A 22,525-nucleotide genomic window follows, 5' to 3' on the forward strand; every position below is an offset into this window, starting at 1 on the left:
GGACGCGTCGGTCGAGGGCATCGACGCGGCAGCAGCCGCGATATCGGGATCGGACTCCTCCGAGGCGAGTGCGCCGCTGATCGCGCCGCTCAGCACGCCGACCAACAGGACGCGCGCGAGGAGGTTCATGTCTCCACGCTACGGCACGGCGGCAAGCGGAGGACCGTCCAGGCTGTCCGCATCCAACACAAAACCCCCGGTCGCCCGGGGGTTTTGGTGGACCTAGCGGGAGGCTTGTCGAAACTTGCCCCGCCGCTGATGCGCATGGCTGCGATGCACCCACAGATTAGGCGCCGCCCTGCTCATCCAGCGCGTCGCGCCCCCCTCGTCCGCAAACAAACACGCGTCAGCGAAGCAGCTCTACTTGCGGCGGAAGCCCGCTACGCAGCCGGGGCAACTCTTCGCGAAATCGCCCCTGATCTCGATGTCAGCCGGCAACGACTTGCTGCGCTACTCCAGGCCCGGGGGATACGGCTGCGGCGTCGGACCCCATCCGCTGCCGAGGTGGACGAGATGGTAAGGCGCTACTCCGCGGGCGAGTCACTCGAACGCGTGGGTTCCCGCCTGGGATTCTCCGCCGGCACTGTCCGACTACACCTGCTGGAGGCGGGGCAGCGCACGCGGGACGCGCACGGCCGTGAACGAAAAGCACGTGCGGAGAACAACTGGTGAAGGGGTTGCATAAGGTTGAGGGGAGCTGTGATATCCTGACGAACTATGAGCGACCAGTACGACGACTACCTCGCCATCGCCCAGGCCGCCGCCTACGTGGGCGTCTCAGCAGCCACGTTGCGGCGATGGGACGCTGCGGGCACGCTCACCGCTGTCCGTCGCCCCGGCAGCCAGTACCGCTTCTATCGCATCGCCGACCTGGAACCGTTCCGCCTCGAATACAACACCGCCGAGAAGGCGAAGGACGTCGTCGCTGGCTTCTTCGACGCCGCGGACGCCGAGATCGATGGCAACCCGCAGCTCCGCGAACCTCAAAAGGAGGCCTACGAGGCCGCCGTGGAGCACTTCGCCCAGAAGGCGACGCCGGCGATCATCCAGCTGCCGGTCGGCTGCGGTAAGACGGGCGTCGCGGCGATCCTCCCGTTCAGCCTGTCTCACAAGCGCACGCTCATCATCGCGCCGAACACCACCATCCGTCAGGGTCTCTACGCCGACCTGAACATCTCGAACGCCTCTTGCTTCTGGAAGAAGGCAGGCGTCCTCGATTCGTTCACCTCAGGACCGTTCACGGCGCTCGTCGACGGCCCCAAGGCCAACATGGACGACTGCGTCAACAGCCACATCGTCGTCGCCAACATCCAACAGCTCGCGAGCAGTGCCGACCGCTGGCTGTCACAGTTTCCGCACGACTTCTTCGACCTCGTCATCATCGACGAGGGGCACCACGTCGCCGCCGAAAGCTGGCAGAAGGTCGTGCGGGCGTTTCCCCAGGCGCGCTTCGTGAGTCTGACGGCCACGCCTTTCCGCGCGGACAACAAGGAGCTGCTCGGCGAGCTGATCTATCGCTACCCATTCGCCCGCGCGATGCTCAACGGCTACATCAAGCACATCGTCTCGGCCTCGGCGCACCCGGCCGAGATCACGTTCCAGGCACGCGGTGAAAGCGACACCTACACACTGGATCAGATCCTGGACCTGAAGGAAGAGGCCTGGTTCCGTCGCGGGGTCGCGCTCTCGGACGAATGCAACCGCCACATCGCCGAGAAGGCGGTCGAGAAGCTCCAGTCTCTCCGGGCAGCGACCGGCTTCCCCCACCAGATCGCGGCCTCAGCCATGTCGATCGACCACGCCGACCAAGTGCGCGCGATCTTCCAAGAGATGGGACTGCAAGCCGAGGCCATCCACAGCAACCTTCCTGACGATCGCAAGGCCGCGGTGCTGGCCAAACTCCGCAACAACCAGATCGACGTCATCGTGCAGGTGGCTATGCTCGGCGAGGGATTCGATCACCCGCCGCTGAGCGTGGCAGCGATCTTCCGCCCATACCGTTCACTGTCGCCCTACATCCAGTTCGTCGGCCGTGTGATGCGCACCGTCGAGCTGAACGATCCGAACAGCCCCAACAACCAGGGTTTCGTCGTGTCGCACGTCGGCCTGAACAACGAAGAGCAGTGGGACGAGTTCCGCGACCTCGACACTCAGGACCAACAGATGGTCCGAGGATGGACCCGCGGCGAGGGGAACGATTCTATCGGACGAACCGGCAGCGGTAATCCCGAGCAGGTCGCGCAGCGCTTCGATGACCCCGTCGCGCAGGACGAGCGCCTCAGCCACTTCCTCAATCGTTCGTTCCTGGACCCCACCGACGACCGAGTCATCGAGGAAATGCTGGACACCCCTGGTCCGGGCGGGTTCACATACCGGGCACTCGGCATCACGGCAGACATGCTGCGAGCGCAGTCGGCGCACCGCGAGGAGCACGAGGAGAGGCCGGCTGAATCGGTACCCGTCCAGCCACAGGTCAGGCGGCAGACGCTGCGCAGCAGGCTTGACAGCCGCTCGAAGTCGATCCATCAGCGCATCCTCGCCGACCTCGGCCTAGCCCGTGCCGGCTTCGACATCAGCCGCGCCATCAAGGCATCACGCGGTAACAACACCGACGCTCTCTACGTACTGCTGAACCGGGAGATCAACACGTTCGCTGGTCAGGGCAAGAGGAGTCGAGACAAGTGGACACTCGACCAGCTACAGGCCGCCTACGACTCCCTGGACGAGATCGGAGACCAGGTGGCCGAGACGATCAGAACAGCGACCGAGGAGTAAACCGATGGCCGCAGTGAAGAACATCCTGAAACACGTCAGCGCAGAGGTCGCGGGACGTCGACGGAAGTGCTACCGGAAGAAGGCACACGTCATCCTCAAAGGCGACCCGTGCCTCGTCGTACGAGACGGACCACAGAGCCAGAGAACCTACTGCACGGTCTGCGCGTCCGAGATTCTGACAAAGGCGGACGTGTCGCTTGCAGACCTCCAGGCACACTTCGTCGAACCTCACGGCAAAGGCTCCCCCGCGTGAAGCCCCGTGAAGAGTTGGTTCACGCTCGAAGCGCGGCTCGAACTCGTACGATCGATGTAGTCGCAGGCGACTGGGTGGGCACTCCGACAGCCATCTCGTCATCCCTCCTGACGCTGGCCTGTCGGACGTCGGGAGATCCACATGTGGGCTGATAACGAGGCGGACCTCGATCTGCTGGGCTTTGACTTCCTCGTCGACGGCCTCGTCGTCGCGCTGACCGAACCGCGGCTGCTTCCACTGACTATCGGGGTGCTGGGCGATTGGGGCTCGGGAAAGAGCAGTCTCATGCGGATCGCGGCGCAGGAACTCGCCGCCCTTCTGCCCGGGGGAGAAGACGACCAGCACGCGCAGAGCGACCGTCAGGACGCGGAGCGTCTCTCGCCGTACTTGACCGTCGACTTCAGCCCTTGGCAATACGAGGATCACGACGACGTCAAGATCGCGCTGATGACCGCCGTGCTGGACACGATCGCGGTTCGTGTGCCGGAGGCCGCCGAACAAGTCAGCAAACTCCGGGCGATCGTTGCTGGCTTGCGTCGGTGGGGACGCCGGCTCGGGCGAACCGCGACTGCTGCCGCGCCAACGGTCGTGCCGCTGTTCATCCAAGGCTCGATGCCGGACATGGACCCCGGCACCTTGCAGGTGGCGACGGCGTTAACAGGTGCCGCCGCCAAGCAGGTCGACGCTGCTTTCGAAGAGTCTGATGAGAGGCAAGATGCAGCCGCCACGGAGCCGTCCACACCCCGAGGCGATGTCGATGCGTTCCGTCGGGAGTTCGCGAAGTTGGTCGAGCAGATTCCGGACTGCGAGGCGGTGGTCGTGTTCATCGACGACCTCGACCGGTGCCTGCCCGAGACGGTTGTCGACACCTTCGAGGCGATCCGACTGTTCTTGAACACTCCCAAGACCGCGTATGTGCTTGCGCTGAATCAAAACGTCGTCGAGTCGGCGATCGACTCGCGTTATCCCGAGCTCAAGAAGCCCGACGGGGCAGGCATCGGTCGCGATTACCTGGAGAAGATGCTCCAGCTCAAGGTCGCGATCCCTCCCTTGGCGGAGCCAGAAGCCGAAACATATGTCAACTTGCTCTTTGCGGAGCTACACCTGCCGGAGTCTTCCTTCGATAAGGTTCTTGAGAAGGCGTCGGAGGTGCGGCGCGAGAACGGTCTCGCGGTCGCGTTCAACACCGGCATCGCCGGGACCGTGCTCGACGACATCCCACCCGGTCTCGCTGCTGACTTGAAGTGGGCCGCCGACATTTCACCTGTCCTCGGAGCATCCTTGCGCGGCAATCCCCGACAGTTGAAGCGGTTCCTGAACAACCTGCTCCTGAAGCATCGAAGCGCAACCCGACGCGGCGCACCCATCGAGCTGCCCGTGCTCGCGAAGCTCATGGTCCTGGAAGATCAGTACAACACCGACTTCCAGAAGCTCTTTGACTGGGAGATGGCAGCCGAGGGGGCATGCACCGAGATCGTCGCCGCTGAGGCCCGGGCTAGGGGAAGCCAGAGCAATACCGATCCAGTTCCCGAGACCCCCGATACGTCTGGCAGGAAGTCCGAAACTGAGCCCAAGCAACGCAAGAATCCGACGACACAACCGAAGGCCGACAGCCAACTGTCTGACGCGGAGACCTGGGCAGACAAGAATCACATCGCCGAGTGGCTGAGAGCCGACCCGCCCTTTGCGGGCACAGACCTGCGCCCCTACTTCACATACTCGCGCGACAAGCTGTCGTTCGGTGTGTCCGCGTCGCGACTCGCGCCGCATCTGCAACGACTGATCACCGACGTACAGTCCGATGTCGAGGCGAACCGGCGCAGCCACTACCCAACCGTGGCAGCACTGGATTCGACCGAGCGAATGCAGTTCGTCGAGGCGCTACTCGACCGCGTTCAACGCGATCCAGGGTCCGTCGCGCTTACGGCCGCGCTGGAGCTTGCGGAGAAGAACCCGGACATCGTCACCGTCGTTTGCGCCGCGCTCCAACGCGTACCACCGGCATCCATCCCTCAACGGGCTGGAACCGCTGCGGTCCGCCGCCTTCCCCGCGACCATCCAGACGTCACCGCGCTGTTGCAGCGCTGGGAGGACAGCGACAACGTCGGCCTCAGCACCGTCGTGAAAAGGGCTCGGGAGGCGTCAGCCAGGGCGAAGGGAGCGGGCAGTGGGAACGTCAGCTGATCGAGCTGCGGGTACCGGCGGGAACTGGACACCGCTCAAACACGCGACAAACGCCTACGTTCGTGGGCTCGGTCGGACCGATTCGGCCGGGCGAGCCCATCGCGTTCTCGCGCGACACGTCCCTCTCCTCGGGGGCGCGGGCGGTGCGACGGCCTCAGCCCGTGCAGGACGTTCGGGCATCACCAGGCTCGGCGGCCTACTCGCAGGGCTGGGAACGGGGACCCCAGGACAGACGCTCACAGCGCTCGGACTCGGGCACCTGGTCGGCCAGGACCGCTTCACCGTCCTGGACGAACTCGTCACCTACATCGCCGGCACCGGCGACGACCTCGATTCCGGCGCGGCGCGCGACGCCGCCTGCGACGTCCTGGACGAGGTCTTCGGCGACGCCGACGCGTGGGAGGAGCTAGATCAGGTCAGTGTGGACCGTGACCAACTGGGCATGATCCTGGAGCGCTTCCTAGCGCTGTATGTATACAACCGCGTCCCCGTCGTCGCGGAACGACTCAGTCGACTGACCGATCCGGTCGCGATGCGGAAGGCAGACCAGGAAATGCGTCAGATCATCGCCGATCTAGTGGCGATCGAGCTGCCGGCCGATCCGCTCTCCGTCGACTGGAGTGGCGCAGAGGGGCGGACCATCGCCGAGCGTTCCATCGCCTCGACCTACGAACTCCTGTCCGCCCTCGAAGACCAGGAGCGCACATGACCAGTTACCGAGTCCGCACCCACCCAGACGCCGCAACGCCCACCGGGCCGGAAGAACTACGACTACTCGACTGGATACCCGGGAGCGCGGAGTCGACGATTCAACTCGGGAGCCGTGCCGGGTCGCGGTTCTTCAACGGTTGGCGAGCTCCGAGAGAGGCTCTGGATCTCTTTCTCCTCGGCGCCTCCGTCTACTGCATGGACAAAGCCACCCGACGCGACACCGCAGCCGACGTATGGACACGTGAACTCTCTGCAGAACTGCCGGTGGCAGAGGTCGACTCCTGGCGCGAAGGGCCGTGGAGCGAGACACTCGACTTCTTGACCGGTGACCGCTGGAAACTGACGCCTTACAGCGAAAGCCGATCACCGTTGGACGGCGTGCGAGGCGTGCCCGACGACGTCACCCCTGTCGCGGAAGTCGATGCCGTCAGCCTCTTCTCCGGAGGTCTTGACTCGTTGACCGGCGTCATCGACCTGCTCGAAGAAGACCAGGACCGCCGTCTCTGTCTCATCTCCCACAACGAGGGCGACCAAGCTTCCACCGCGCAGAAAACACTGATCGCCGCGCTTCGCGCCCACTACGGCGCAGAGCGCCTGGAAGTCCGCAGCCTCTTTCTTCGGCCAGCCCCTGCCTCCGCCGGGCAAGCACGTCCTCTCCCTGAAGGACGCGAAACAACGACTCGAGCGAGGTCGATGCTGTTCCTCACCGCGGGCCTTGCCCTCGCGTCGTCCGTAGGCCCCGACGTGCCCGTATACATCCCGGAGAACGGATTCATCGGCATCAACGTCCCCCTCACCCGCGCTCGATCCGGTAGCTACAGCACCCGCACGACCCACCCGCAGTTCTTAAGCCTGCTCCGCGATGCCGCCGACAGCGTCGGCGTACGCAACCCGATCCTGAACCCGTTCCGCCTGAAGACCAAGGGGGAAATCCTCGCAGGCTCCAAGAACCCCGACCTGCTCCGTTCGCTAGCGCCCGACAGCATCTCCTGTTCCCACCCGGAGGCCGCGCGCTATGCCGAACGAGACCAAGGGAACTGCGGATACTGCTTCCCCTGCCTCATCCGCCGCTCGTCCATGGCCCATGTCGGTTGGGACAGCGCCGACGGCTACGCGTGGGACGCGCTCAGCGGCAAGGATCTCCTCGACCGAAACACGCGCCGCGCCGCGGACCTGCGTGCAGTCATCAACGGTGTCTACGCCGACCGCCCAGACCGAGACATCTTCCGCAACGGACCGATCCCAGGCAGCGAGCACCGCGCGTTCCTACGCGTGTGGCGAAGTGGCATCGACGAACTTCGAGCATGGCTCGACGGAGCGACCGGCGCCACCGCCAAGATCGTGCAGGGGCTGAAGTGACTCCAGCGCGCCTCCTCGATACCCATTGCCATGTGGCCGCGTACGCCGACCCCGTCGCGATGCTCCGCGCGGCGGATGAGGCTGGGATAGCGATCGTTGCGGTGACCGAGGACCCCGACGAGTACCGACGACTCCGCACACGGCTGGGCCGACGCGACCATGTCCACGTGGCCCTCGGTCTCCACCCGCTCCGTGCGGCCTCGTTCAGTCCGAACGACCTCGCTCGGTTCTTCCGTCTCGTTCCACAAACACGCTGGATCGGTGAAGTCGGTCTCGACTACTCACGGGCGGGTGTTTCCACCGCCAAGGCTCAGCAGCGAGTCTTCGACGTCGTGCTGACGGAAGCTCAACCCGGACGACACCCCTTGACTGTCCACAGTCGAGGCGCCGAGAAGGACGTCATCGGCCGCCTGTCCGACGCGGGGCTGCCAGCGATCCTGCACTGGTACACCGGCCCCCTGGGTCTCGTTGACGACGCGCTACAGGCGGGGCTTTACTTCTCCATCAACATCGCGATGACACGATCCCGCAAGTTCCCAGGGCTGATCCAAGCCATTCCTCGCGATCGCGTCCTGTTGGAGACCGACGGACCGTATGCGAAGAACGGCGGACGCCCGGTCCACCCAGACGAACTCGAGTCTGTAGCCCTCGCCCTCGCGCGCGTGTGGGGCACGGACCTTGAGGATTCGACGCGCGTCCTCGTCACGAATCAAGAACGTTTCCTGTCGAGCACTCGATAGCCCGTCCAGACGTTGGGCTGGCGCCCCCTTCCACAGAGAGAGCGGTGGGAGTAACCTGATGGTAGGCGGCCTCTACCTGCTTGACCATCGCCGGACGCGATGGGACGACCAGACGGCCACGGCCGGAGCGGTCCTTCTTGATTCCTTGTCGTCGGAGACGAGGAGAGGACTGCGCTCATGTTCCGCTTGATCTGGACCGCCAGCGTCCACACCCGTTACTTCCTGCGCCGCTCCATGCCCACGAACATCGTGCTCGATGCAATTCGCACCCGCCGCGGGCTCAAGTGGGGGCTCCCGGCGATGCTGCTGGTCATCCCCTACCTGTACGTCGCGGGCATCCTGAGAGTGCTGATCGAGGATGGCGGACCCGGCTGGCTGCATCTGCTGGTGCTGCTGTGCGTCTGGAACGCGATGAAGTTCGCGATCATGGGCCCGGTCAGCTTGGTGCTGCTGCTCCGCGTCCGGGCCGCAGAGTGGCGGGATCGCCGAGTCGCTCGCCATTCCGTCGTCGCGGCGTAACCGCCCGCACATACCCGCCTCTGACCGGTGCCGTGCACCTTCTCGACGTCATCCGACCGAGAAGGAGCCCAGATCATGTCCGCGATCACCGACCTGGCCCACGACGAGCGCACCGCGCGCATGCTGCTGTCGATCCTTGCCGAGCCAGATGATCCCGTCACCGGCCGTGTCCTCTCCCACGTCGGTGCGATCGAGACACTGCGGCTCATCGACGACGGGGACACGATCCCAGGGATGAACCGTGTGGACGCCACGATGTGGCGTGATCGCCTGGCGCTACCACACCGACTGGAAAATGTGGCGAAGCGGATGCACGGCATCGAGAAGAGCGGCTTCACCGTGCTGGTACCGGATGACGAGCACTGGCCGAAGACCCTCGCAGACCTCGGTGATCGCACCCCGTACGTGCTGTGGGCACGAGGCGCGACATCGTTCCTCGCACGTCCGATGGAGGACCTCGTGACGATCACCGGCGCGCGAGCATCAACCTCCTACGGACAACACGTGGCTGGCGAGCTGGCCGCCGATCTCGCCGGAAACGAGCATGTAGTCGTCGCCGGGGGCGCATATGGGATCGAGGGCGCGGCCCACCGGTCCGCTCTGGCTGCGGGCGGGGACACGATCGCGGTACTGGCCGGTGGCGTCGACCGCCCCTACCCGGCCGGCCACCGGGAACTGCTGGACCGTGTCGCGGACGTCGGCCTGCTGATGAGCGAGATCCCGCCGGGCGCAACCCCAACGCGGCATCGGTTCCTGGCCCGCGGACGACTCATGGCGGCTCTGTCCGAAGCCAGCGTCGTCGTGGAAGCAGGAGCGCGTTCAGGTTCACTCCGTGTCGCGGCCGAAGCGCGCGTGCTGGGCCGCGGCGTCGGCGCGGTGCCCGGTCCGGTGACCTCGGTGACCAGCGCGGGACCACACATGCTGCTGCGCGATGGGACAGCCCATGTCGTCACGAATGCCACGGACGTCGAGCACCTGACCCGTCGCCCACCGGAACATGGAGTCGAACGTTCGGAGCTGGGCCCGGAGTTCTCCCGCCCGCCGACGCCGCACGGGACCGGGCACACGCGATCCATGTAGGCCACCACCCGCGTTCCCCTGAGGGCCCCACACACGAGTCGGTGCGTGGCCCTCTCTGCGCGGGAGCCCGCCTACAAGCCCCGTTCAGGGGTGATCCGCTGTGCCGATCGCCGCTCCGGAGCCGGACTCGGTTGAGTGTTGAGTGCACGAAGTGCTGCTTCCGCGCGGGCGCGGTCGATCTTCTGAGCGGTCGAATCGGGTGAGGCGCCGAGAGGCATCGGGTCGGTGATGGCGTACCGGTCGCGGTAGGCCGCAATCACCCGTGCACGCCGCCGCCACAGACTTTTCCCGGGTGCGTCGTTCGGCATCGGCCCGAGCGCGCTGGTCCAGGGCTCGTTGTACTGCAAAGCGGTGTCGAGGACGGCATCGGCTCGGGCCTCGATGAGGCGGTGGCGCTCATCCAGAGCGTCGCGCATGTCCCGACTCATGGGACCGTCGGCGTGTGGGATGAGGCCGACGATGAGACGCGAGGCCGTGCGGTTGCGCCCGGACCCAGCCGGGCGGGCAGTCGCCCGAGCGAGGCGGTGGTGGATGACGGAGGCGACGTCGTCGGCGTCCTCGAATCCTCGCGCCCAGACGAGGCGTGGCAGGAGCCGGTCGATGTCGTGGTGGTTGGCCTCGGCGCGACGCAGCTCGGCGGCGAGGGCGCCGAACGCTTCCGAGTCGATGACGGCCTCGGCCTGGCTTTCGGTGAGGCCGCTGGTGCGGACGAGACCTGCCCACCGGTCGTGCTGGGCGGCCGCGGCGATGGTCTCGTACTCGGCGGCGAGCTGGGCGATCGACCCCCAGGTCTCCTGCTCGTCGGTGATGGTCTCGTGGGCGGAGAGCTCGGCGCCGACATGCTGGAGCACTCCGAACAGCACCGAGCGGGCGGTGGCGTCGGGGCTGTCCGAGGGGTGCGGGGCGGCATGGTCGTCGGGCCGGTTCAGGACCACGTACGCCTGATTCGACTGGCGTCCGCGGGTCATGGCGACGTAGAGATTCTCCCGCGTCGTCGTCGGCTCGACCACGACGTGGGAGGTGTCAGTGGTGATGCCCTGCGCACGATGCGCCGTGACCGCGTAGCCGAGGTCGAGGTGCTGGGCGACGTAGTCGGCGGGGAGCACGATCGACTCGCCACGGCCTGGGCCGGCGGGGCGCACGGTCACTGATCCGTCGGGGCGCACTTTCGTGATCGTCCACCTGTTCCCGTTCTGCACCCACGAGAACCGGGTGCGCAGCTTCCGCTCGTTCTTCCGCGTGATCACCGTGTCACCCACAGCCGCTTGCACGCCGCCGTTCAGCGTGACTTCGCCTCGGAGCGGGTTCACGACATCGGCGAGGATGAGCTCGGTACGGGCGCGCAGGTTCAGCGCTGCAACCGCTTCGCCGGAGTCCGAGACCAGGATCGACTCGATCCCGGCTTCACGGTCCGCCCTCCACGCCTCGTAGGCGCGGGCGGTCATGTCGTCGGTGGTGCCGCCGATGATCCGGTCGGCGTCCTGGTAGACATCGATCACGTCGGGTTCTCCGAGGCGGAGGCGTAGCGATGCGGTCTTCTCCCATTCGTGCGTGAAGCGGTGGATCGTGGAAAGCTCCGGGGTGTCAGGGCGGTCGCCGGCGAGGAGCCCGAACGCACCTGCCGCTGCCGGGGATTGGAGCTGCCCGTAGTCGCCGACGAGCAGAATCTTCGCGCCGGCTTTCGCCGCAGCCCCGGTGATGCGGTCGAGTGCGAGGGTGCCGGCGAGGCTCGCCTCGTCCACGATCACGAGCTGACCCGTCTGGAAGGTGCTGCCGGTCATGATGTGTAGCGTCCACCACCGTGCAGTGTTCTCGGTCTTGATCCCGAGATCTCCGGCGAGCACTTCCGCAGCGACCGCTGACGGGGCGAGTCCGACCACGGAGCCGGTGCCGTGCTGCTGTTCCCAGGCGGTGCGGAGCGCGAGCATCGCGGTCGTCTTCCCGGTGCCGGCCGGGCCGACGAGGAGATCGAGCTGACGGCCTGAGACCGCGATCCGTGTGAGCGCGTCGGCCTGGTCAGAGCCGAGCATCCGCCCCTCCCTGTCCGGGCGTCTCGTGACCTTCTCGATGAGGGCGAGCGGGAGCTCGGGGCCGGTCAGGGTTCGGGAGCGTTCGAGGAGCCGCTTCTCCGCATCGAGCAGCGCCTCGGAGGAATACAGGATGCCGTGGCGGGGGCGGAACGCGCTCGACCCATCCGGACGCTGGAACCGGGCCGGCGTCGACGCGAGTTCCGGCGGAGTCAGTCGCAGCGAGGCGTGTTCGGCGGCATCGACGACCATCCCGCTGACGGCCTCGCGATCCCGTGTTGTCGCGAAGCGGTACTCCATCGTCTGCCGTGCGGCCTCGGCGGTCAGGTTCCAGCGGTGCCAGGTCGACCGCTTCTCACCAACGGCCTCCATCACGGCGCGGCCGATCTTCTCGATCTCATCCAAGGGAAGGTCGTCGGCGCGCAGCACCCGTGCGGGTGCTGCCGGGATCGCCTCTCGCACCCATTCCGACGCGTCCCGCCCCAGCAGTGCTGTGGCGCGCTTGCGCCACTCGGTCGTGAGGTCGGCAAGGGATCGCACCTGCTTCTCGGGCCTGGTGGACAGCGTGGCTTGAGCACGGAGCTTGATGATCGCCGCGGCCGAGGGCTGCCGCCCATGCTTCTCGACGTATTCCGCGATGAGGTGGTCTTTCTCGGCGTCGATCTGGCGGGCGCGGGTGGAGAACTCGAGCACGAGCTCTTCCGGCACCGTCGAGATCGCCCAGGCGGGGTTGCGGTCGCGGCCGCGATCCCGCGCCTCCCACTCCACTCCGAGCAGTCGGGTGAGGTGGTCGGCGATGATCGCCTCGTGCAGTTCGGAGAGCGCGACGGTCGCGGCGTGCATCGGCCGCCCATCCAAAGACCGCCACCGCCCGTCCAGCGTGGTCTTCACTTTGTTCGACACGACGACGTGCGTGTGAAGGTGAGGGTCGGAACTACGGGAGTCGTAGTGGTCATAGGCGGTCGCGGCGAGACCGAAGGTATCGACCTGCGCGACCGCTCCACCGTCGGCGCCGGTCATGCCAACACGGGTCGCGGCGACTTCTCGTTCCATGAAGTCGATCACCTCGGCGATCGCCGCGTGATGCGCTTCGGCGATGAGCGCCTGGGTTCCGGCGTCAGCGACCGCCCACAGCACCGACGCCGACTTCGGCAGCGAGAACGTGTAATCGTATCCCGCGACGGCCTTCCTCGTTCCGCGTCCGTGTTCTTCGGCCTCGATCTCGGCGATCGCTTCCGCACGCGAGGCCGGGCCGAGATCCGCGTCAAGAGCCTCGACACGCTCGGCGATGCGCTCGGCCGGGGTCTTGTACACCGGGTAGGCGCGGCCGAGCGGGTCGCCTGTCACCGGGTCGCAGCCCATCCCGATGAGGAGCTGGAGCTGCTGCTCCGATACCTCCTCGCCGGGAGTGATGCGACCTTCGCCGAGCTGGGCGAGGCCAGAGCCGAGCCAGCTGCCGGGAGGATTCCCGACCTCGGCATAGTAGCGAGTCAGCGGCGTCGAAAGGCTCCGGTCGCCGTCGCCTGCAACGACGGAGCGCAGCAGATACTTGTAGCCGTCACCGGCGCTCATCACGCGCATCGAAACCGTCACATCCGATAGGTAGGAATCCGAGGCTTGGCTCAAGCCCTGAGCTCCAGACGGCTTCCATCTTGTTGCCGAGAGCACTGGAGGGGAACGGGGTAGATCCGGGAGCAAGGAGGCAAATGCGTTTCGGAGTCATGCGAACCAATATGAACGTTAGGTGTCAGCTGGCGAGTTGTTTTCCAGAGCGCGGGCTCAACGGCAGACTTGGTGGGATGGGACTCCCTGATTCAGTTGCGTCTCGCCCATTCCCGGGTTCATCGGGACGGGTCTTCCTCGTGTTCCTGCGGCTCGGGTTGACGTCGTTTGGCGGGCCGGTCGCTCACCTCGGCTATTTCCGCACCGAGTTCGTCGAGCGGCGAGGATGGCTCAGTGACCGCGCCTACGCGGATCTCGTCGCGCTGTGCCAGTTCCTGCCCGGGCCGGCGTCGAGTCAGGTCGGCATGGCGATCGGCCTGCAGCGCGCCGGTATCCTCGGCATGCTCGTCGCCTGGGCCGGCTTCACGCTCCCCTCAGCCATGCTGCTTTTCGCTTTCGCGCTCGGTATCGGCGCGAGCGGGGATCTCTCGCAGGCGGGCTGGGTACTCGGTTTGAAGGCGGCTGCGGTCGCGGTAGTCGCCCACGCTGTGCTCGCCATGGCAAGATCGCTCACCCCCGATGCTCGTCGCGCGACGATCGCGGTCGCGGTCATGGTGCTCGTGCTGCTCGTGCCGGGCCCGCTCGCGATGCTTGGTGCCATGATCGCCGCGGGCATCGCCGGGTTGCTGTTCCTTGCGCGCACCGCGCACACCGGGGCACCCGCCAGGACTGAGGATCGATTTCCGGTGCGCCTGCACCGGGGCGTCTCGATCGGCTGCCTGATCGCGTTCGCCCTGCTGCTGGTGACCCTCCCGATCCTCGCAACAGCGACAGGAGATGCGGCACTCAGTCTGTTCGACCTCTTCTACCGTGCGGGCTCGTTCGTGTTCGGGGGCGGCCATGTCGTGCTGCCGCTCCTGCAGGCGGAGACGGTGCAGACAGGGCTCGTAGAGCCCGGCGCGTTCCTGGCCGGGTACGGAGCCGCGCAGGCGGTGCCTGGTCCGTTGTTCACGTTCTCCGCTTTCCTTGGCGCGGTCACGACGAGCGGCCCCTCGGGGGCGCTCGGAGCATCGATCGCCCTCGTCGCGATCTTCCTCCCCTCGGCCCTCCTCATCATCGGCGTACTGCCGCTCTGGAATCGGCTGCGCCGAGCCCCGAGGGTGCAGCGAGCGCTGAAGGGCGTGAATGCGGGAGTCGTCGGCCTGCTCGCGGCGGCCCTGTACGATCCGGTGTTCAACGAGGGCGTCACCGGACCGCACTCTCTCGTAATCGTCGCAGTGGCATTCGTCGCACTGACCGCGTGGAAGGCTCCCGCCTGGGCGGTGGTGCTGGGAGCTGCTGGGCTGGGGGCGCTGCTGCTCTGAACCACGCCCTCGGCCGAGACCGAAGCATGCTGAGGCAAGGCCCGCCTGCGATGCGCCGACGCCCGCGAGCTGGGAAGCTTGCAGCGTGAGACGAGTTTCTGCCGCAGCCAAGGCGTATCCGCTGGTGTTCGCGACCCTGCTGATCGCGATGGTCGGCCTGATCCTGCTCACCACCCCTGCCCGAGAAACCGCCCCGTGGCTCGTCGGCGCGTATGCGCTGGCGATCGCAGCGTGGGAGGCGGTCGGCATGATCCGCCAGCTCCTCAAAGGCCACGCCGGGCTCGACATCCTCGCGGTCACCGCGATCACTGCGGCTGTGCTCGTCGGTGAGCCGTGGGCCGCGCTCGTGGTCGTGCTCATGCTCACCGGCGGCGCGGCCCTCGAAGACTACGCTGAGAACCGCTCCAAGCGCGAGCTCACCGCGCTGCTGCGCAAAGCCCCGCAGCAGGCCACCAGGCTGCTGCGCGACGAGGCCGCCCCGGCGGGCCGCTCAACCCTCGAGGCGGTCGCCGAGGACGTGCCGGTCGAAGCCGTCGAGGTCGGCGATCTGCTGCTTGTACGGCCCGGCGCGCTCGTACCGGTCGACGCGGTGCTCGTGTCAGAGCATGCTGTGCTCGATGAATCCTCGCTCACGGGTGAGAGCCTGCCGGTCGAGCGCGTGGCGGGCGAGCGCGTCTCCAGCGGAGTGGTGAACGGTGCGAGTGCGGTCACGATGCGGGCTGTCGCGCTCGCCTCAGACAGCGAGTACCAGCAGATCGTGCGTCTGGTCGAGCAGGCCGCGGGCAGCAAGGCGAAAGTGGTGCGGCTCGCCGATCGCTATGCGGTGCCGTTCACGGTACTCTCGCTCGTCATCGCGGGCGTTGCATGGGTGGCCAGCGGGGAGGCGGTCAGATTCGCCGAGGTGCTGGTGGTCGCAACGCCGTGCCCCCTGCTGATCGCCGCACCGGTCGCGTTCCTCGGCGGCATGAGCCGGGCTGCGCGCTTCGGGCTTATCGTGAAGGGCGGCGGCACTCTCGAACAGCTCTCGCGGGTACGCTCCGCGGCGTTCGACAAGACCGGCACCATCACGACCGGGCGGCCCGTGCTCGAACGCATCCTTGCTGAGCCCGGCTTCGACGAGATGAGCGTGCTCCGGTTCGCCGCATCGGCCGAGGTGTACTCGTCCCACGTGCTCGCAGAATCGGTCGTCGCGGCGGCCAAGCAGCACGGATATCCGCTGCTGGAAGTGCTCGGAGCCGAGGAGATCGCCACCAACGGCGTCGCCGCGCAGTTCGCGTCCGACAGCACAAACGGTGCGGTGGCGACGGTACGGGTAGGCAAGCCCTCCTGGCTCCGCGAGTTCGCCCCGACCCTCGCGCTCGCCCCGCTGGAGCCCGGGGAGCTCGCGATCTACGTCGCCGTCGACGACCGCTTCGCGGGCGCGATCGTGATGCGCGACCAGACGCGGGACGAGGCTGCGCAGGCGCTCCACGAGCTGCACGGGCTCGGGATCGAACGCACGCTCATGGTCACCGGCGACGTGGCGACCACTGCCGAGCCGATCGCCGCGAGCCTCGGCATCGACGAGGTGCACGCCGAGTGCCGGCCCTCCGACAAAGTACGCATCGTGAGCACGGTGCAGCCCAGGCCGCTCATCATGGTCGGCGACGGCCTCAACGACGCCCCGGTGCTCGCCGCTGCCGATATCGGTTTCGCGATGGGGGCTCGGGGCGCGACCGCCGCGAGCGAGTCCGCCGACATTGTGAACCGGTACGACACCCTCGCTTCCCTCCCCCTGGCGGTACGCGTGGGAAAGGACACGGTGCGGATCGCTCTCCAGAGCATCTGGCTCGGCATCATCATCAGCGTGGGTCTCATGCTCGTCGCAGCGTTCGGGTTCCTTCCCGCGTTGATCGGGGCCTGGCTCCAAGAAGTCGTCGACCTCGTCGCGATCCTGGGCGCGCTGCGCGCCGTCGGCCCGCGCGCCGAGCGCAAACTCAAGGCGTCGCGAGCCAACGCAGACGGCGCACAGCGCACACCGCTGACAGGCCGAGAGAGCCAGCGAACCCACTGAGAATCACTATGGAGGCACCGAGCCATGGCTAGAAAAACAGCACCCCAAGCCCATCCCGGCGAACCTCACGACCGGGGCACCGGCCAGCGACTCAACTGGCTGCGCGCCGGGGTACTGGGAGCGAACGACGGCATCGTCTCGACCGCTGGCGTCGTGATCGGTGTCGCAGCGGCGACCCCGAACAACGTTCTCGCGATCGCCACGGCAGGAATCGCCGCAGTGGTCGCTGGCGCATTCTCGATGGCCGGAGGCGAGTACGTTTCGGTGAGCACCCAGCGCGATACCGAGAAGGCGCTGATCGCCAAGGAGAAATGGGAACTCGAGACCATACCTCAGGAAGAACTCGAAGAACTCGCCGGCTTCTACCGTCAGCGTGGGCTCTCGGACGACCTCGCGCATCAGGTCGCGGTCGAGCTCACCGCGAAGGACGCCCTCGCAGCCCATGCAGAGGTTGAACTTGGAATCGACCCCGAAGAGTTCACCAGCCCCTGGGCGGCGGCTGTCTCGTCATTCGTCTCGTTCGCGCTGGGAGCGCTCATCCCGCTCGTAATGATCCTTTTGCCATTCGGCGAGAATCGCGTCTGGATCGCCGCGGTTGCAGTGGTGATCGGCTTGTTCCTCACCGGCTGGATCAGCGCCGCCCTCGGCGGGGCCCCGCGCGGCCGGGCCATCCTCCGGAACGTGGTGATGGGCTCAGCGACGATGATTGCGACTTACCTCATCGGCCTGCTCTTCGGCGTCGCTGTTGGCTGAGCGGAGACGACCGCTGAACCCAGCTGACCGTGAAGGTGGCGTTCACCCATGACTTATGTAATCGCCCAGCCCTGTATAGACGTCAAGGACAAGGCCTGCGTTGAAGAGTGCCCGGTGGACTGCATCTATGAAGGCGAGCGGTCGCTCTACATTCACCCGGACGAGTGTGTGGACTGCGGGGCCTGCGAGCCCGTCTGTCCGGTTGAAGCCATCTATTACGAGGATGACACCCCCGATCAATGGGCGGAGTACTACAGAGTGAATGTCGAGTTCTTTGACGAACTGGGTTCACCGGGTGGCGCCGTCAAACTCGGCAACACCGGCAGGGATCATCCATTGGTTGCGGCATTGCCCCCGCAAAATAAAGACGCCAGCCTCTAACTGGCGAATCGACATGGAACTGTTCGGACAGGCGCTCGGACTGGGCACGATCGGCCTGGTGGCAGGTGTCCTGGGGGCGGTGATCGCGGCTCTCGCGACGCGTGGCCAGACCTCCACACTCACCAGTTATGTACAACACTTCGCCGCAGGCTTGATCATCGCCGCGGCAACACTGGATCTGCTCCCGGAGGCGCTCCACCTGGGTGGCGGCTGGCCGCTGATCATCGGCTTCGTGCTAGGCACTGCGTTCATGCTGGCGCTGCGCGCGCTCCTCACCCGGTTCGGCCACGGCCATTCCCACGGCGACGAGCACGGGCACGGGCACGGGCACGGGCACGGGCACGGGCACGGTGATAGTCAGACCAAGGCGGTCACGGGTGTGAATCTCCGCCTCGTCGTCGCCCTCGCGGTCGTTGTCTTGATCGACGGCGCCATCATCGGCATCGCCTTGTCCGCCGGCGGGGCGGCAGCCCTCTTGATCGCGATCGCGCTGTCGATCGAGCTTCTGTTCGTCGCCGCCTCCACAGCGGGATCCGCGCGCGCGGGCGGCGGCTCCCTCGGCACCGCGATCGGTGTCGGCGCCTTCGTTGCGGTCATGATGCCTATCGGCGCGGTGCTCGGCGCTGTCGTCTTCGCCGGTGTCTCAGCCCCCGTGCTGATCGCAGGCCTCGGCTTTGGTGCCGCCGCCCTGCTTTTCACCGCCGTCGCAGAGCTGTTGGTCGAAGCCTACGAAATCAAAGAGAGCACCGGCACCATCGCGATGGCAGCCGGCGGCTTCCTGCTATTTCTCATCCTCATGATGCTGATGTGACCATGCTTACGCACCCGAGGACGGGGCAAGCCGCATACGGGCCCGGTCGCACGCCACCTTTAGCCAAGCCATGGCGATACCGGTCTATCGAGGTGTGGCTACGCGTTCGAGCCCATCAATGTCGAGAATCGTGACATCACGACGCCCGTGGAGTTCGATGACACCGGAGGCGGAGAGCGCGGCAAGGCGTCGGCTCAGAGTTTCTGGCGTGGTGCCCAGATAGGAGGCGATTTCGTACTTCGCCAACGGCAGCCACACTGTGGGCACGCCGTCTCGGATGCTGCCGGGCAGATCCAGCAAGTAGGCCGCGACGCGGGCACTGACATCGCTGGAGGTGATGGCGGCCAGCAATCGCTCGACGGAGGCGAGCCTGTCGGACAGAGTCCGCAGCATCCGCAGACCGACATCAGGGTAGTCGCGCAGCAGGGCCGAGAGGTCGGTGTGGTCGAAGACGCACATCCGGCTGTCTTCCAGCGCGACGACGAGGTCATTGGGCAGGTGGCCGGTCAGGAAGGCCCGTTCGCCCACGACATCACCGTCGGTCACCGTGCGCAGGATTTGTTCCTGGCCATTGGCCGCCGCATGGCTGACCTTGAGCTGTCCGCTGTGCATCACCAACAGACGCGACACCGACTGTCCTGGCGAATAGACCGTCTCTCCCTTGGCAACATGCACCGGGCGGACGAACTCCGCGACCCGCAACTGCTCCTCGCGGGTGAGTCCTTGGAAGATCGGCACGCGGCTGACGCACAAATCATCCACAGGCATGTGGCAAGTCTACCGGAGTCGGCATCGGCGCCGCGGGACCGGACAGCGGCAGCGGCAGCGGCAGCGACGCCTCGGTAGCAGGCGCGCACCGAACATGATCTATGTCAAGGAGTTCCGGGCGCCGCAAACCTATCGTGAAGGTACCAATAAGGAACACATCACGAAAGGGGTCCACAATGGCCACCTCCACCTCCACCCCCACCACCACTCACACCGTCCTGAGAGCGGAGGGATTCTCCTGCCCGTCGTGCGTGGCGAAGATCGAGAAGCAGGTCGGGCGACTCAAGGGTGTCGAGAACGTGAAGGTCCACTTCGCCTCCGCCCGCATCGAGGTCGACCATGACGCCGAGCGCATCTCCGTGGATGACCTCGTCGCCGCTATCGCCAAAGCCGGCTACAGGGCCGCACCGTCTGCCTTCTGAGGCCAACGGCCCCCGCGGGCCGCCTGCGGACATCCTTCCGACATTCCACTCTGCCGGTCTGCTGGCACGAGACCCAGAAAGGTCGTACCCGAAAGTGAACAGGCTCCAAAAATGGGTCTATGGGAACTGGTCAGTCCCCGTCGTGTCCGGCGTGCTCATCATCATCTCCTTCGCCATCCAGTGGCTGGCCGGGGGTGTCGCCAACCTCACCGTCAGCCCCCAGTGGTGGCTCGACGCCGGGGCCCACGCCACTCACGCCAGCGCGGCTTTCACCCTCGGGGATGTCTTCATGATCGCCGCGGCCGTGGTTGCCGGCTACGGGATCGTGGTGAAGGCGGTGCGCGCGCTGATCGCCAAGGTCGTCGGCATCGACCTGCTCGTGTCGGTTGCGGCTATCGGCGCGGTCATCATCGGCAACTTCTGGGAGGCCGCGGCGGTCACGTTCCTGTTCGCGATCGGCCACGCGCTGGAAGCTGCGACCCTGAACAAGACCCGCTCGGCACTGGCCGAACTCGTCGCCGTCGCCCCGGATTCCGCGATCGTTGTGCGCGATGGCGAGCAACAGGAGATCCCTGCCGGGCAAGTGAGAATGGGCGAGATCGTCCTGGTCAAGAACGGTGCGAAGGTCCCCGTGGACGGCCAGGTCGTCTCCGGCACCGGTGCCATCGACGAGGCCTCCATCACCGGCGAGTCCATCCCGGTGGAGAAAACTAAAGGCGGGCAGGTCTTCGCCGGCACCGTCTCCCGCGGCGGCTTCCTACAGGTCCTGGCCACTGGCATCGGCGCAGATACCACCTTGGCCCGCATCATCCACCGTGTGGAAGAGGCTCAGGACGCCAAGGCCAAGACCCAGGCCTTCATCGACCGGTTCTCCACGTGGTACACCCCCGCCGTCATGGTCCTGGCCCTGGTGGCCGGACTTATCAGCGGAGACGTGGTGCTGGCCCTGACCCTGTTGGTCATCGGCTGCCCGGGCGCCCTGGTGATCTCCATCCCGGTCGCCATCGTGGCGGGCATCGGCCGCGCCGCGCGCAACGGCATCCTCATCAAGGGCGGCGAGTTCCTGGAGACCTCCGCGAAGATCACGGCGGTCGCCGTGGACAAGACCGGCACCCTCACCGAGGGCAAACCGCAGCTGACCGACGTCATCATCCTGGATTCCACGCTCGACCGTACGGAGGTGTTGCGCTGGGCCGCGGCAGCTGAGGCCGGCTCCGAACACCCATTGGCCCGCCCCATCCTGGAGACCGCCCGCGAGGAGGGCGTTGCCCCGCAGGGCATCCCCGGCGCCGTCACCCCGGTCCCCGGCAAGGGCATCGTGGCGAACGTCAATGGCCGCCAGGTGCTGATCGGCAACCCGCCGCTACTGGAGCAGTACGGCATTGCCTCGGGCATCGCCGAGGCTGCGCAGGCCGCCCAGGACCTGGCCGCCGCCGGGAAAACACCTATGATCGTCGCTGTTGACGGGAGGGTGATCGGCGTCGTCGCCGTCGCGGACCAGATCCGCCAGGACGCACCGGAGATGGTCGCGCGACTGCACCGGGCCGGCGTCGAGAAGGTCGTCATGCTCACCGGTGACACCCGACTGGTGGCCGAGGCCGTCGGCAAAGCCACCGGGATCGACGAGATCCACGCCTCCCTGCTCCCTGAGGACAAGCTGGACGCTGTCACCGAGCTACAGCGCCAGGGCCACACGATCGCGATGGTCGGTGACGGCGTCAATGACGCTCCGGCTCTCGCCACCGCGAACATCGGCGTGGCGATGGGTGCGGCAGGCTCGGCCGTGGCCGTGGAGACCGCGGACATCGCCCTGATGGGCGACAACCTGCTCAAGCTGCCCGAGGCCATCGGCCTGGCCAAGCGAACCGTGAACGTGATGAAGCAGAACATCGCGATCGCCCTGATCACCGTGGTGCTGCTACTGGCCGGAGTCTTCGCCGGCGGAGTGACCATGTCGATCGGCATGCTCGTCCACGAAGCCTCCGTGCTCGTGGTGATCGCCAACGCGATGCGGCTGCTGCGAAACACCCGAGACTCCACGACGATGCCAAAGAGTGAACGCACCATCGGGACAGCTGCGGAGCAGGTGGCCGCCTGACGCCCATCCCGGGGCAATGGACCCACCCCGGACACCGGGCACCTCCAAGACTCAAAACAACGACGCGAACACCAAAATCAACACACGAAACAGAGGAGACCGACCATGAGCGAAAAGAACTTCACCCTTGGCGACAACGTCGAGCATTTCACCATCGAGGACGTGGCCAGGGATAATCCTGACTTCCGGAAGGTGCTGTGGACCGGAGAACACACCCAGATCGTGGTGATGACCATTCCGCCCGGTGGCGAGATCGGAGACGAGGTCCACGAACACACCGATCAGATCCTGACCTTCGTCTCCGGAACCGGCGAAGCCGACCTCAATGGCCACACCCACCCCATCGATGCCGGTGACCAGTGCGCGGTACCCGCCGGTGCCCAGCACAACTTCCGCAACACCGGCGACGAGCCGCTGGTGCTGTACACCAACTACAGCCCACCCGAGCACGCTACCGGCGCCGTATTCGCCACCCGGGAAGAGGCTGACGCCGCCGAAGCCGCCGGTGAGGACGAACCGCCCCGGTCCTGACCGCCACCGCCACCGCCACGAAAGACCCACCCGG

The 22,525-nt window shown here is 66.4% G+C and carries 18 protein-coding genes; 16 read left to right on the top strand and 2 right to left on the bottom strand.

Features of this window, described 5'->3' with window-relative positions; translation table 11 throughout:
* Nucleotides 1-717: 717 nt before the first annotated feature.
* The 8 genes from B4E30_RS10435 (at nt 718) to B4E30_RS10470 (ending at nt 9,621) form a co-directional block, all read left to right on the top strand.
* Complete coding sequence (locus B4E30_RS10435; RefSeq protein WP_119076049.1) at nt 718-2,775, top strand: DEAD/DEAH box helicase family protein; 2,058 nt, start codon at nt 718-720, stop codon at nt 2,773-2,775.
* Between the two features lie 4 nt (nt 2,776-2,779).
* Complete coding sequence (locus B4E30_RS10440) at nt 2,780-3,028, top strand: hypothetical protein (protein WP_162903848.1); 249 nt, start codon at nt 2,780-2,782, stop codon at nt 3,026-3,028.
* A 141-nt stretch (nt 3,029-3,169) separates the two neighbouring features.
* Nucleotides 3,170-5,212 carry a KAP family P-loop NTPase fold protein gene (locus B4E30_RS10445; protein WP_119076051.1) on the top strand — a complete coding sequence of 681 codons (2,043 nt, stop codon included), beginning with the start codon at nt 3,170-3,172 and terminating at the stop codon, nt 5,210-5,212.
* Nucleotides 5,196-5,921, top strand: coding sequence for a hypothetical protein (locus tag B4E30_RS10450; RefSeq protein WP_119076053.1), 726 nt, complete (start codon nt 5,196-5,198; stop codon nt 5,919-5,921). Before B4E30_RS10445 ends, B4E30_RS10450 begins: the two co-directional genes overlap by 17 nt.
* Nucleotides 5,918-7,282 (top strand): Qat anti-phage system QueC-like protein QatC, encoded by a 1,365-nt coding sequence (gene qatC / locus B4E30_RS10455; protein WP_119076055.1) that lies wholly within the window; start codon nt 5,918-5,920, stop codon nt 7,280-7,282. Before B4E30_RS10450 ends, qatC begins: the two co-directional genes overlap by 4 nt.
* Entirely contained in the window at nt 7,228-8,022 is a 795-nt protein-coding gene (locus B4E30_RS10460) for a TatD family hydrolase (RefSeq protein ID WP_286795259.1), read from the top strand. The genes qatC and B4E30_RS10460 overlap by 55 nt, the downstream gene beginning before the upstream one ends.
* A 177-nt stretch (nt 8,023-8,199) precedes the next feature.
* Nucleotides 8,200-8,541 carry a sulfate permease gene (locus B4E30_RS10465; protein WP_119076059.1) on the top strand — a complete coding sequence of 114 codons (342 nt, stop codon included), beginning with the start codon at nt 8,200-8,202 and terminating at the stop codon, nt 8,539-8,541.
* 75 nt (nt 8,542-8,616) lie between these two features.
* Nucleotides 8,617-9,621: a DNA-processing protein DprA gene (locus B4E30_RS10470; RefSeq protein WP_119076061.1), complete on the top strand. Its 1,005-nt coding sequence runs from the start codon at nt 8,617-8,619 to the stop codon at nt 9,619-9,621.
* Nucleotides 9,622-9,692: 71 nt separating this feature from the next.
* Here B4E30_RS10470 and mobF read toward each other — a convergent pair whose 3' ends face one another.
* Nucleotides 9,693-13,220 (bottom strand): MobF family relaxase, encoded by a 3,528-nt coding sequence (mobF, locus tag B4E30_RS10475; RefSeq protein ID WP_286795260.1) that lies wholly within the window; start codon nt 13,218-13,220, stop codon nt 9,693-9,695.
* A gap of 227 nt (nt 13,221-13,447) precedes the next feature.
* On the opposite strand from mobF, the gene chrA reads away from it, so the two are divergent.
* From chrA to B4E30_RS10500, 5 genes are all read left to right on the top strand, one after another.
* Nucleotides 13,448-14,674, top strand: a complete 1,227-nt coding sequence (gene chrA / locus B4E30_RS10480; protein ID WP_286795261.1) for a chromate efflux transporter — start codon at nt 13,448-13,450, stop codon at nt 14,672-14,674.
* 85 nt (nt 14,675-14,759) lie between these two features.
* A complete protein-coding gene (locus tag B4E30_RS10485; protein ID WP_242133871.1) occupies nt 14,760-16,727 on the top strand; it encodes a heavy metal translocating P-type ATPase in 1,968 nt (655 codons plus the stop codon).
* 24 nt (nt 16,728-16,751) lie between these two features.
* Nucleotides 16,752-17,480: a VIT1/CCC1 transporter family protein gene (locus tag B4E30_RS10490; protein WP_188551954.1), complete on the top strand. Its 729-nt coding sequence runs from the start codon at nt 16,752-16,754 to the stop codon at nt 17,478-17,480.
* Between the two features lie 48 nt (nt 17,481-17,528).
* The gene (fdxA, locus tag B4E30_RS10495) at nt 17,529-17,861 is read left to right on the top strand and encodes a ferredoxin (protein WP_119076069.1); all 333 of its coding nucleotides are present in this window, start codon (nt 17,529-17,531) and stop codon (nt 17,859-17,861) included.
* A gap of 13 nt (nt 17,862-17,874) precedes the next feature.
* Nucleotides 17,875-18,672: a hypothetical protein gene (locus tag B4E30_RS10500; RefSeq protein WP_286795262.1), complete on the top strand. Its 798-nt coding sequence runs from the start codon at nt 17,875-17,877 to the stop codon at nt 18,670-18,672.
* An 84-nt stretch (nt 18,673-18,756) separates the two neighbouring features.
* Here B4E30_RS10500 and B4E30_RS10505 read toward each other — a convergent pair whose 3' ends face one another.
* Nucleotides 18,757-19,440, bottom strand: coding sequence for a Crp/Fnr family transcriptional regulator (locus B4E30_RS10505; protein ID WP_286795263.1), 684 nt, complete (start codon nt 19,438-19,440; stop codon nt 18,757-18,759).
* A 176-nt stretch (nt 19,441-19,616) separates the two neighbouring features.
* On the opposite strand from B4E30_RS10505, the gene B4E30_RS10510 reads away from it, so the two are divergent.
* From B4E30_RS10510 to B4E30_RS10520, 3 genes are all read left to right on the top strand, one after another.
* Complete coding sequence (locus B4E30_RS10510) at nt 19,617-19,862, top strand: heavy-metal-associated domain-containing protein (protein ID WP_054682994.1); 246 nt, start codon at nt 19,617-19,619, stop codon at nt 19,860-19,862.
* Nucleotides 19,863-19,956: 94 nt separating this feature from the next.
* Nucleotides 19,957-21,960, top strand: a complete 2,004-nt coding sequence (locus B4E30_RS10515; protein WP_054682996.1) for a heavy metal translocating P-type ATPase — start codon at nt 19,957-19,959, stop codon at nt 21,958-21,960.
* Between the two features lie 105 nt (nt 21,961-22,065).
* Complete coding sequence (locus tag B4E30_RS10520; RefSeq protein ID WP_119076073.1) at nt 22,066-22,491, top strand: cupin domain-containing protein; 426 nt, start codon at nt 22,066-22,068, stop codon at nt 22,489-22,491.
* Nucleotides 22,492-22,525: the final 34 nt, after the last annotated feature.

Source organism: Microbacterium sp. UBA3394 (genome assembly GCF_002358725.1).
Taxonomy (GTDB): Bacteria; Actinomycetota; Actinomycetes; order Actinomycetales; family Microbacteriaceae; genus Microbacterium; species Microbacterium luteum.

Bases quoted from the DNA above. Each gene is read 5' to 3' on its own strand.
- B4E30_RS10435 (WP_119076049.1), top strand. From the start codon at position 718: ATGAGCGACCAGTACGACGACTACCTCGCCATCGCCCAGGCCGCCGCC.
- B4E30_RS10440 (WP_162903848.1), top strand. From the start codon at position 2,780: ATGGCCGCAGTGAAGAACATCCTGAAACACGTCAGCGCAGAGGTCGCG.
- B4E30_RS10445 (WP_119076051.1), top strand. From the start codon at position 3,170: ATGTGGGCTGATAACGAGGCGGACCTCGATCTGCTGGGCTTTGACTTC.
- qatC (WP_119076055.1), top strand. From the start codon at position 5,918: ATGACCAGTTACCGAGTCCGCACCCACCCAGACGCCGCAACGCCCACC.
- B4E30_RS10460 (WP_286795259.1), top strand. From the start codon at position 7,228: ATGGCTCGACGGAGCGACCGGCGCCACCGCCAAGATCGTGCAGGGGCT.
- B4E30_RS10465 (WP_119076059.1), top strand. From the start codon at position 8,200: ATGTTCCGCTTGATCTGGACCGCCAGCGTCCACACCCGTTACTTCCTG.
- B4E30_RS10470 (WP_119076061.1), top strand. From the start codon at position 8,617: ATGTCCGCGATCACCGACCTGGCCCACGACGAGCGCACCGCGCGCATG.
- mobF (WP_286795260.1), bottom strand. From the start codon at position 13,220: ATGAGCGCCGGTGACGGCTACAAGTATCTGCTGCGCTCCGTCGTTGCA.
- chrA (WP_286795261.1), top strand. From the start codon at position 13,448: ATGGGACTCCCTGATTCAGTTGCGTCTCGCCCATTCCCGGGTTCATCG.
- B4E30_RS10490 (WP_188551954.1), top strand. From the start codon at position 16,752: ATGGCTAGAAAAACAGCACCCCAAGCCCATCCCGGCGAACCTCACGAC.
- fdxA (WP_119076069.1), top strand. From the start codon at position 17,529: ATGACTTATGTAATCGCCCAGCCCTGTATAGACGTCAAGGACAAGGCC.
- B4E30_RS10500 (WP_286795262.1), top strand. From the start codon at position 17,875: ATGGAACTGTTCGGACAGGCGCTCGGACTGGGCACGATCGGCCTGGTG.
- B4E30_RS10505 (WP_286795263.1), bottom strand. From the start codon at position 19,440: ATGCCTGTGGATGATTTGTGCGTCAGCCGCGTGCCGATCTTCCAAGGA.
- B4E30_RS10510 (WP_054682994.1), top strand. From the start codon at position 19,617: ATGGCCACCTCCACCTCCACCCCCACCACCACTCACACCGTCCTGAGA.
- B4E30_RS10520 (WP_119076073.1), top strand. From the start codon at position 22,066: ATGAGCGAAAAGAACTTCACCCTTGGCGACAACGTCGAGCATTTCACC.